This is a genomic window from Streptomyces sp. NPDC060366 (assembly GCF_042725135.1).
Lineage (GTDB): Bacteria > Actinomycetota > Actinomycetes > Streptomycetales > Streptomycetaceae > Streptomyces.
The window spans coordinates 1-11,194 of the sequence record NZ_JBHXDC010000041.1 but is presented as its reverse complement, the minus strand read 5'-3'; the positions used below and the strand labels follow the sequence as shown (position 1 = coordinate 11,194).

The following is an 11,194-nucleotide window of genomic DNA, read 5'->3' as shown; positions in this document are numbered from 1 at the left end:
CTCCCATCCATTCGCTCGACTTGCATGTATTAGGCACGCCGCCAGCGTTCGTCCTGAGCCAGGATCAAACTCTCCGAAGAAATGTTTGACTTGCTCATTTGCTTTTAGAGTGTGTGCTCACTATTTTAAAACGTTGGCGCTTAGTTTTGTTCAGTTTTCAAAGAGCAATCACTTTAACAACTTAATCATCATATCACGAAGTTGAGTAGTTGTCAACTTCTGCGAAGAATGTTAGTTATTTTTAAAATCGCTATTTCTTAGCGACTACCTAATCTTACTACTATTTCAATAAGACGTCAATAGTTTTTTTCAAGAACATGTTCGATCTTGTTTTTACTGCTCTATCAATAATTTCTAAGATCAAAAATGCCTTGCTTGCTAAATAAGCAACTCCCTTATGATAAAAGAGTTTACACATGATGTCAATGATTTTTTTAGCAAGTTACTTTATGTATGATTCTGTAGACGACCGTACATTCATTTCCTTGATTTCATTGACTTCCTTCGTTTTTAATCCTTATAATGAAGATAAATACATAAAATCATACATTCAAGTATCCGTTTTATAAGGGCTCGCAACCTTTTCGGAACGTCTTGAAAAAGAAGGGGACACAATTATGAACCCTATTAAGAACGTGCAGCCCATTCGGAACCAGCAGCAGCTGGAAGATATGAAGTGGGCGCTTAAACGCCATTGTTCGGAACGTGATTACATTCTGTTTGTCCTTGGCTGTGAAACCGGGCTGCGAGTTGGAGATCTTTTACGACTCAAAACCAAACAGATTCTGAATTTGAAAGGAAAGTACACGAAGATACTGCGCATCAAAGAGGGAAAAACACAAAAAATCAGGGAGATGTACCTTGAAAACTGTTTTCAGGAAGTCTACGGCTATGCCGTCAATGTGGACAGTGAGTGGCTTTTTCCATCCCGGAAGGGGGACGGCGCCATCACGCCGACCCAGGCATACCGGCAGTTAAATAAGGCCGCCGACTTTGCTGGTGTCGACCATGTCGGCAACCATACCCTGCGGAAAACGTTCGGATACTGGTTTTACAAAGCGACAAAGGACATTGCGATGCTGCAGGGAATCCTGCACCATTCGGACCCTTCGATTACCCTGAGGTATATCGGCATCACAGAAGAAGAAACCAATAATGTCTTGAAAACCTTCAGTGTGTTTAAATAACGGTTCCGAACGAAGGAGCAGTCTTTGACTGTTCTTTTTTTTTACTTCCGAAAGACCCTCGTTATCAGACGTCCATAAAGGCTGTTTTTAGAGGTTTGAACTCCCTATCTTTATTTTCCTATTCGGAAAAAAATCAAACAGCTTAGAAAGGCAAATACAAAGCTTAAACAGCGTATTTTTTAAAAACCTCTTGGTGAATCATACACTTTTATGCCTGTTTTTCATTTTTCCTTTTCGGAACCCTCGAATCCTACATCTGTAGCTTTATCTACTTTCATTTTTCTCTTTTTCTTTTTCTAAAGCATTTATTTTCTCTTAACTCACATCTTGCCTGACTGTTCACATCAAGACAGAAAACTTTCCCTACCGGCCGGCGATATCTTTAGAGTGCCAGAAGACCTCAGCATTCCAAAAGGTACGTTGGCAGGGTGAGGTCTTCTGGCGTTTACGAAAAAGAATGAGCCGGCCGGTATCCTGAATATGTATAAGATCATGCTAGAAATAAGACAGAAATAAAGCCAGACATTGAATTCTTTATAATTTCTCTCTTTTTATCGCTCTATCAGAGGTGTAAAGACAGATCATTAAAACCTTTTAAAAAAATAATAGTCTTTAACCTTTGATACACAAATTAGTGTTTTGAACTTACTCTATCTTAAAGTTTTCAGAATTTTCACAACAAAAAACCCCCTGTTGTGTTTGTTTTACTAATATTGTTTTAATTGTTTTACATTGTTTTAATTGTTTTCGGAGGCCTCAAACCATTGGTATGACTGGCCTCAAGACCTCTAACTATAACATTTTTGGTGCGAACTATAACATTTTTGGTGCGAACTATAACATTTTTGGTGCGAACTATAACATTTTTGGTGCCTGAACTATAACATTTTTGGTGCGAACTATAACATTTTTGGTGCGAACTATAACATTTTTGGTGCGAATTATAACAAAAAAATCCTTTTGTTATCGATGGATTTTTGTCATAATGAAGAAGCTCGAAAGGGAGGAAATTGTGATGAAAATTTTAGAAAAAAACGAAACACAGAACAACCATTTGGTGACTAAGTCGAATATGCTCATTGAAGCAAATTATAAATTAGGCGTGGTAGAACAAAAAATCATCCTTTGTCTGGCGAGCCATATTACACCTGCAGATTCAGATTTCAAAACCTACACCCTGCCTATTCAGGAATTTTCAGATCTCCTAAGCTTAAAAGGAACACCCAAATATACAGAACTGAAGCAGATTACGAAGGATTTGATGAAGAAGGTATTTGAAGTGCGGATTAAAAAAAAGGTCATACAGGTTTCGTGGCTCAGCTATGTAGCGTATAACGAAACGGAAGGAACTGTAGACATAAGGTTTGATCCCTTCCTGCGGCCGTACCTGCTTCAGCTGAAAAGGGAATTCACAAGCTACAAACTTGAGAATGTGGTGAAGCTGAAAAGCTCCTACGCCATAAGGATATATGAATTACTGAAGCAATATGAAAGACTGAAGGAAAGATCCTTTTACCTGAAGGACCTGCGCAAAATGCTCGGGGCTGAGGATATCTATCCTGCATACGGAAACTTTAAGCAGCGTGTTCTTGTACCAGCCCAGAAGGAATTGAAGGCTAAAACGGATATATCCTTTGAAATAGAAGAAATCAGGACAGGACGAAGAGTGGATAAAATCAAATTTTTCATTACTTCAGGAAGCAATGGAAAACCTGATCAATTGGACCTGCTTCAAAATCATTTGCAGGAATTTGCCGATACGTTTATAGAGAAAGTGAAAAAACTCGGCTTAAAGATGGGGGTAAGGTTAACGGACGAAGTCATTCTTTCATGGGAAAAGCATGGACAGGACAATGTAATGAGCCTCCTGGAGAAAATACAGGACCGCAAGGACATCGAAAACCCCGTCGGATACATAACCAAGGTCTTAAAGGCAGCAAACAAGGATAATGATGAATCAGAAGACATCCTTATACGCTTAGTATCTGACTTCAGAAAATCAAAAGAAGTACTGCCTGCTTGGTATATACGGGAAAAGTCCATTGAAAAAATGGAGGAAGTACTGAAATTGGATCATGAATCAGCAGCAGTTACATTTGAAGAAATTAAAGAAGAATTATTTGAAGTTCTGCAAATTCAGGAGCCGGAGGCTGAAAGTGATTCAGTAGAGGAGCTAGAAAAGCGCAAGCGTAAGTTCGAAAAGCAACTTAAGAAATTAAAAAAAGGCACCCATTAATGAGTGCCTTTTTTAATTGGATGACAAAGGCATCGTATAAAATAAGAAGAAAACAACGTTAGAAGAAAGGAAGAAAAGAAGAAAAGAAGAAAACAACGTTAGAAGAAAAAAATAAAAGAAGAAAGGGTGATAAAGGGATGGCGATTACTATTACAATGGGAATTCAAAAGGGAGGCTGCGGAAAATCCACCACAACCGGCATTCTCGCGCACTTGTTGAGCAGAAATGGATATAGGGTCCTTGCAGTGGATATGGACTCACAGGGCAACCTTACAGAGCTTCTGTCTGAGCAGCCTTCAAATGAGTATATGGGCAAGTCCGTGCTGGAAGCGATGCAGGAAGATAATGTTGAGGGCTACATACTGAATATCAACGATCACCTCGATCTTCTGCCTGCCAACAACTTTTTGGCAACTTTCCCGCGCTGGCTGTATACGGGAAAAACATATAAAGGCGATACGATCCCTTTTAGCGGGAATCCAAGTTCTGTCTTAGATCATGCTTTGAAGTCCGTCAGGGACAGATACGATTTTATCGTTATTGATACTCCTCCCTCCTTAAGCGAACAGACAACAAATGCACTGTGTGCCAGTGAATACGTGGTTGTTTTATTCGAATGTTCAAATTGGTGCTATTCAGCTATCCCGAATTTCATGGATTCTATCCATGGAGCCAATGAATTCGGAAAGAGAAATACTCAGGCGATCGGCGTGCTGCGCACGATGAATGATGTAAGGCGAAGCGATGCCAAGGCCTTTAATGAACTAATTGCGGAAGATTACCCGGACCTGGTATTTGATACGGTGATTACCAGGAAGGCGCCTGTTGGCAGATTATCTCTGTATGGATTTAACCAGAACGCTGAACTGCGGCAGGCATTGGGACAATACGAAGGATTCTATAAGGAGTTGATCAGCCGTGTCGAAGGTAAATGACATCAAGAGTAAAATGCGCAGTCAAAAGCACATTAGCCCCAGTTTTGCCTTGAACGAAGAAGTATTACCGGAAGAAACCAAGGAACGTTTAAACAGTGGAAAAAAAGAAGAAAAGAAGAAAGACCGAAAACGGGTATCCTTCGATCTAAGAACGGACCTTCATAAAGAACTGAAAATGCAGTCGCTGCTTCAGGAAAAGAACATTTATCTATTGATCGAGGAAGCATTGGAACAGTATCTTAAATGAACACGATAAAAAAGAAATACCCGAATAACTGGGTATTTCTTTTTTATCAATCAAATGTATTTTGAATAGCTGCATCAAGTCCCTGTCCGGATTCTTTGATATAGCGTTTAGTCATATTTAAATCCTTATGGCCGACCAGCTTTGAGACGGTTTGAATCTCAATTCCTTTATCGATAAGATTCTGGCAAAAAGTATGTCTCAACTTGTGCGGGCTCACATCGTACTTGCTCAGCATATATTGAACCGCCCTCGGTGTCATACGCTGGTTAACACTGGATAAGAAGACTGCTTCATTCTCGGCCTTCAGAGAGTCTTTATAACGCTTAATATGCTCACTGGCAGCTCTTGATAGGGGGATAACCCGTTCAATCTCGCCTTTTGAATCCCGGATAAGAATAGATTCTCTTTCACCGTCTTTTTTTATATCGGTGTGATTTAATTCACAAAGCTCGGAGACCCGAATCCCGGTATGAAGAAGAACATAAACAATAGCAATGTTCCGCACATTTCCTTCGTCTTCCACTTCTTTTATTAGTGCTGACTGTTCAGCTGGCTCCAGTGACTCTGGTGGTTCATCCTTCTTTTCCTTGGCTTTGCGGTCAATGTTGGCCATAATCTCTGGTTTGTTAAGAAACCGGGAAAATACAGTGATGGCTGTATAATGCTTTTCGATTGTTCCGGCACTTTTATTGGAATCGTCCATATAATCAAGATAGGCCTGCACATGGGTCGATTCAATCTCTTCTATTTCTTCTTTCATCCATTGAAAAAATTGAGAGAGAACACCTACATATGTTTTAGCCGTACTGTCTGATTTATTTTGATCCATTAACCATTCAGCAAAAGAATGAAGGATTTGGTCAGTATTTCGGATTTCTTCTTTATTCATCAAAAATCCTCCCGCCTAGAGTTCATCCAAACGCTTCAGATGAAAAAATATACAAAAAAACCTTAGGAAAAATCCTAAGGTTTTTTTGAAAAGAGATAGGATTTTGAACCTGCATTCTTCGGGTTATGAATCCTAAAACTAGAAATTGCTTGGCGGCGTCCTACTCTCACAGGGGGAGAACCCCCAACTACCATCGGCGCTGAAGAGCTTAACTGCCGTGTTCGGAATGGGAACGGGTGTGACCTCTTCGCTATCGCCACCAAACTATGAGGAACGTTGTTCCTTCAAAACTAGATAATAGAAGAAGTAAATTCTGCACGTCATTTTGGTTAAGTCCTCGATCGATTAGTATCTGTCAGCTGCACGTGTCACCACGCTTCCACCTCAGACCTATCAACCTGATCATCTTTCAGGGATCTTACTAGCTTGCGCTATGGGAAATCTCATCTTGAGGGGGGCTTCATGCTTAGATGCTTTCAGCACTTATCCCGTCCGCACGTAGCTACCCAGCTATGCCTTTGGCAAGACAACTGGTACACCAGCGGTGCGTCCATCCCGGTCCTCTCGTACTAAGGACAGCTCCTCTCAAATTTCCTGCGCCCACGACGGATAGGGACCGAACTGTCTCACGACGTTCTGAACCCAGCTCGCGTACCGCTTTAATGGGCGAACAGCCCAACCCTTGGGACCGACTACAGCCCCAGGATGCGATGAGCCGACATCGAGGTGCCAAACCTCCCCGTCGATGTGGACTCTTGGGGGAGATAAGCCTGTTATCCCCGGGGTAGCTTTTATCCGTTGAGCGATGGCCCTTCCATGCGGAACCACCGGATCACTAAGCCCGACTTTCGTCCCTGCTCGACTTGTAGGTCTCGCAGTCAAGCTCCCTTGTGCCTTTACACTCTGCGAATGATTTCCAACCATTCTGAGGGAACCTTTGGGCGCCTCCGTTACCTTTTAGGAGGCGACCGCCCCAGTCAAACTGCCCACCTGACACTGTCTCCCCGCCCGATAAGGGCGGCGGGTTAGAAGGTCAATACAGCCAGGGTAGTATCCCACCGATGCCTCCACCGAAGCTGGCGCTCCGGTTTCCAAGGCTCCTACCTATCCTGTACAAGCTGTACCAAAATTCAATATCAGGCTGCAGTAAAGCTCCACGGGGTCTTTCCGTCCTGTCGCGGGTAACCTGCATCTTCACAGGTACTATAATTTCACCGAGTCTCTCGTTGAGACAGTGCCCAGATCGTTACACCTTTCGTGCGGGTCGGAACTTACCCGACAAGGAATTTCGCTACCTTAGGACCGTTATAGTTACGGCCGCCGTTTACTGGGGCTTCGGTTCAAAGCTTCGCTTGCGCTAACCTCTCCCCTTAACCTTCCAGCACCGGGCAGGTGTCAGCCCCTATACTTCGCCTTGCGGCTTCGCAGAGACCTGTGTTTTTGCTAAACAGTCGCCTGGGCCTATTCACTGCGGCTTTTCCGGGCTTTCACCCTAAAAGAGCACCCCTTCTCCCGAAGTTACGGGGTCATTTTGCCGAGTTCCTTAACGAGAGTTCTCTCGAACACCTTAGGATTCTCTCCTCGCCTACCTGTGTCGGTTTGCGGTACAGGCACCTTTCATCTCACTAGAGGCTTTTCTTGGCAGTGTGGAATCAGGAACTTCGGTACTATATTTCCCTCGCCATCACAGCTCCGCCTTCACGGGAAACGGATTTGCCTATTTCCCAGCCTAACTGCTTGGACGCGGATATCCAATACCGCGCTTACCCTATCCTCCTGCGTCCCCCCATTGCTCAAATGGTGAGGAGGTGGTACAGGAATATCAACCTGTTATCCATCGCCTACGCCTTTCGGCCTCGGCTTAGGTCCCGACTAACCCTGAGCGGACGAGCCTTCCTCAGGAAACCTTAGGCATTCGGTGGAGGGGATTCTCACCCCTCTTTCGCTACTCATACCGGCATTCTCACTTCTAAGCGCTCCACCAGTCCTTCCGGTCTGGCTTCACAGCCCTTAGAACGCTCTCCTACCACTGTTCGAAGAACAGTCCGCAGCTTCGGTGATACGTTTAGCCCCGGTACATTTTCGGCGCAGAGTCACTCGACCAGTGAGCTATTACGCACTCTTTAAATGGTGGCTGCTTCTAAGCCAACATCCTGGTTGTCTAAGCAACTCCACATCCTTTTCCACTTAACGTATACTTTGGGACCTTAGCTGGCGGTCTGGGCTGTTTCCCTTTCGACTACGGATCTTATCACTCGCAGTCTGACTCCCAAGGATAAGTCATTGGCATTCGGAGTTTGACTGAATTCGGTAACCCGGTAGGGGCCCCTAGTCCAATCAGTGCTCTACCTCCGAGACTCTTACCTTGAGGCTAGCCCTAAAGCTATTTCGGAGAGAACCAGCTATCTCCAGGTTCGATTGGCATTTCACCCCTACCCACACCTCATCCCCGCACTTTTCAACGTGCGTGGGTTCGGGCCTCCATTCAGTGTTACCTGAACTTCACCCTGGACATGGGTAGATCACCTGGTTTCGGGTCTACGACCACGTACTCAATTCGCCCTATTCAGACTCGCTTTCGCTGCGGCTCCGCATCTTCTGCTTAACCTTGCACGGGATCGTAACTCGCCGGTTCATTCTACAAAAGGCACGCCATCACCCGTTAACGGGCTCTGACTACTTGTAGGCACACGGTTTCAGGATCTCTTTCACTCCCCTTCCGGGGTGCTTTTCACCTTTCCCTCACGGTACTGGTTCACTATCGGTCACTAGGGAGTATTTAGCCTTGGGAGATGGTCCTCCCGGATTCCGACGGAATTTCACGTGTTCCGCCGTACTCAGGATCCACTCAGGAGAGAACGAAGTTTTGACTACAGGGCTGTTACCTCCTATGGCGGGCCTTTCCAGACCTCTTCATCTACCTCGTTCCTTTGTAACTCCGTACAGAGTGTCCTACAACCCCAAGAGGCAAGCCTCTTGGTTTGGGCTAATTCCGTTTCGCTCGCCGCTACTCAGGAAATCGCATTTGCTTTCTCTTCCTCCGGGTACTTAGATGTTTCAGTTCCCCGGGTCTGCCTTCTCATATCCTATGTATTCAGATATGGATACCACTCCATTACGAGTGGTGGGTTTCCCCATTCGGAAATCTCCGGATCAAAGCTTGCTTACAGCTCCCCGAAGCATATCGGTGTTCGTCCCGTCCTTCATCGGCTCCTAGTGCCAAGGCATCCACCGTGCGCCCTTTCTAACTTAACCATAAACATGGTATGTTTTGAAAAGATTGACGCAAAAATTTGCCTTCTATCTATTATCTAGTTTTCAAAGAACAAAGTTCTGAAAGAATTGCTTCTTTCAAAACTGAACAAAACGTAAGCGAACGTTATTTTCCTTAGAAAGGAGGTGATCCAGCCGCACCTTCCGATACGGCTACCTTGTTACGACTTCACCCCAATCATCTGTCCCACCTTCGGCGGCTGGCTCCTAAAAGGTTACCTCACCGACTTCGGGTGTTACAAACTCTCGTGGTGTGACGGGCGGTGTGTACAAGGCCCGGGAACGTATTCACCGCGGCATGCTGATCCGCGATTACTAGCGATTCCAGCTTCACGCAGTCGAGTTGCAGACTGCGATCCGAACTGAGAACAGATTTGTGGGATTGGCTTAACCTCGCGGTTTCGCTGCCCTTTGTTCTGTCCATTGTAGCACGTGTGTAGCCCAGGTCATAAGGGGCATGATGATTTGACGTCATCCCCACCTTCCTCCGGTTTGTCACCGGCAGTCACCTTAGAGTGCCCAACTGAATGCTGGCAACTAAGATCAAGGGTTGCGCTCGTTGCGGGACTTAACCCAACATCTCACGACACGAGCTGACGACAACCATGCACCACCTGTCACTCTGCCCCCGAAGGGGACGTCCTATCTCTAGGATTGTCAGAGGATGTCAAGACCTGGTAAGGTTCTTCGCGTTGCTTCGAATTAAACCACATGCTCCACCGCTTGTGCGGGCCCCCGTCAATTCCTTTGAGTTTCAGCCTTGCGGCCGTACTCCCCAGGCGGAGTGCTTAATGCGTTAGCTGCAGCACTAAAGGGCGGAAACCCCCTAACACTTAGCACTCATCGTTTACGGCGTGGACTACCAGGGTATCTAATCCTGTTCGCTCCCCACGCTTTCGCTCCTCAGCGTCAGTTACAGACCAGAGAGTCGCCTTCGCCACTGGTGTTCCTCCACATCTCTACGCATTTCACCGCTACACGTGGAATTCCACTCTCCTCTTCTGCACTCAAGTTCCCCAGTTTCCAATGACCCTCCCCGGTTGAGCCGGGGGCTTTCACATCAGACTTAAGAAACCGCCTGCGAGCCCTTTACGCCCAATAATTCCGGACAACGCTTGCCACCTACGTATTACCGCGGCTGCTGGCACGTAGTTAGCCGTGGCTTTCTGGTTAGGTACCGTCAAGGTGCCGCCCTATTTGAACGGCACTTGTTCTTCCCTAACAACAGAGCTTTACGATCCGAAAACCTTCATCACTCACGCGGCGTTGCTCCGTCAGACTTTCGTCCATTGCGGAAGATTCCCTACTGCTGCCTCCCGTAGGAGTCTGGGCCGTGTCTCAGTCCCAGTGTGGCCGATCACCCTCTCAGGTCGGCTACGCATCGTTGCCTTGGTGAGCCGTTACCTCACCAACTAGCTAATGCGCCGCGGGTCCATCTGTAAGTGGTAGCCGAAGCCACCTTTTATGTCTGAACCATGCGGTTCAAACAACCATCCGGTATTAGCCCCGGTTTCCCGGAGTTATCCCAGTCTTACAGGCAGGTTACCCACGTGTTACTCACCCGTCCGCCGCTAACATCAGGGAGCAAGCTCCCATCTGTCCGCTCGACTTGCATGTATTAGGCACGCCGCCAGCGTTCGTCCTGAGCCAGGATCAAACTCTCCGATAAAGTAGTTTGACTGACTACGCACATCGCTGTGCGATTTATTTAAAACTTTGAATTAACAGGTACGTTTTGTCTTGTTTAGTTTTCAAAGATCATTACCGCTTGTTGAAGCAGCTTTATTATCTTACCACTCAGCTTCTTTTATGTCAACAACTTTTTTTAAGTTGTTTCCGAAGCTTTTCGTTGTTGTCTGCTGTTCATCAGCGACGTTTAATAATATACCACGGTGCCTCTCTATAAATCAAGCATTTTTTAAAAAAAAGAGAAAAAAAGAAAACCAGTATATTATCTTTATAGTTTGAGAATGGTCGGGAAGACAGGATTCGAACCTGCGACCCCATGGTCCCAAACCATGTGCTCTACCAAGCTGAGCTACTTCCCGTTTTCAAAAGTATGTATGGCGCGCCCGAGAGGAGTCGAACCCCTAACCTTTTGATCCGTAGTCAAACGCTCTATCCAATTGAGCTACGGGCGCAACAATAAGTGCCGAGGGCCGGACTTGAACCGGCACGGTAGTCACCTACCGCAGGATTTTAAGTCCTGTGTGTCTGCCAATTCCACCACCCCGGCGTGGATGGTATAGTTGGAGCGGAAGACGGGATTCGAACCCGCGACCCCCACCTTGGCAAGGTGATGTTCTACCACTGAACTACTTCCGCAAGACATGTATGAGTTATTTTATTAAAAGTGCGGGTGAAGGGAGTCGAACCCCCACGCCAAAGGCGCTAGATCCTAAGTCTAGTGCGTCTGCCAATTCCGCC

General features: G+C 45.8%; 5 protein-coding genes, 4 tRNA genes and 4 rRNA genes. 4 read left to right on the top strand and 9 right to left on the bottom strand.

From position 1 onward, the window contains the following. A 16S ribosomal RNA gene (locus ACFWHU_RS38310) occupies window positions 1-80 on the bottom strand; the annotation flags it as partial. Window positions 81-617: 537 nt separating this feature from the next. Here ACFWHU_RS38310 and ACFWHU_RS38305 point away from each other — a divergent pair. From ACFWHU_RS38305 to ACFWHU_RS38290, 4 genes are all read left to right on the top strand, one after another. Continuing rightward, entirely contained in the window at window positions 618-1,187 is a 570-nt protein-coding gene (locus ACFWHU_RS38305; protein WP_376174685.1) for a tyrosine-type recombinase/integrase, read from the top strand. A 985-nt stretch (window positions 1,188-2,172) separates the two neighbouring features. Next, on the top strand, window positions 2,173-3,423 hold the full coding sequence (locus ACFWHU_RS38300) for a replication initiation protein (RefSeq protein WP_376532906.1): 1,251 nt from the start codon (window positions 2,173-2,175) through the stop codon (window positions 3,421-3,423). A gap of 137 nt (window positions 3,424-3,560) precedes the next feature. Beyond that, window positions 3,561-4,358 carry a ParA family protein gene (locus ACFWHU_RS38295; RefSeq protein WP_376296051.1) on the top strand — a complete coding sequence of 266 codons (798 nt, stop codon included), beginning with the start codon at window positions 3,561-3,563 and terminating at the stop codon, window positions 4,356-4,358. Further along, a complete protein-coding gene (locus ACFWHU_RS38290) occupies window positions 4,342-4,605 on the top strand; it encodes a hypothetical protein (RefSeq protein ID WP_376296050.1) in 264 nt (87 codons plus the stop codon). The genes ACFWHU_RS38295 and ACFWHU_RS38290 overlap by 17 nt, the downstream gene beginning before the upstream one ends. 46 nt (window positions 4,606-4,651) lie before the next feature. Here ACFWHU_RS38290 and ACFWHU_RS38285 read toward each other — a convergent pair whose 3' ends face one another. From ACFWHU_RS38285 to ACFWHU_RS38250, 8 genes are all read right to left on the bottom strand, one after another. Then, entirely contained in the window at window positions 4,652-5,494 is an 843-nt protein-coding gene (locus ACFWHU_RS38285) for a tyrosine-type recombinase/integrase (protein ID WP_376296049.1), read from the bottom strand. A gap of 147 nt (window positions 5,495-5,641) precedes the next feature. Continuing rightward, window positions 5,642-5,758 (bottom strand): 5S ribosomal RNA (gene rrf, locus ACFWHU_RS38280). A gap of 61 nt (window positions 5,759-5,819) precedes the next feature. Continuing rightward, window positions 5,820-8,749 (bottom strand): 23S ribosomal RNA (locus ACFWHU_RS38275). Between the two features lie 137 nt (window positions 8,750-8,886). Next, a 16S ribosomal RNA gene (locus ACFWHU_RS38270) occupies window positions 8,887-10,436 on the bottom strand. Between the two features lie 302 nt (window positions 10,437-10,738). After that, a tRNA-Pro gene (locus tag ACFWHU_RS38265) sits at window positions 10,739-10,815 on the bottom strand. 16 nt (window positions 10,816-10,831) lie between these two features. Then, window positions 10,832-10,908 (bottom strand) — tRNA-Arg (locus ACFWHU_RS38260). 9 nt (window positions 10,909-10,917) lie between these two features. Beyond that, a tRNA-Leu gene (locus ACFWHU_RS38255) sits at window positions 10,918-11,003 on the bottom strand. Window positions 11,004-11,017: 14 nt separating this feature from the next. After that, window positions 11,018-11,092 (bottom strand) — tRNA-Gly (locus ACFWHU_RS38250). Window positions 11,093-11,194 lie beyond the last annotated feature (102 nt).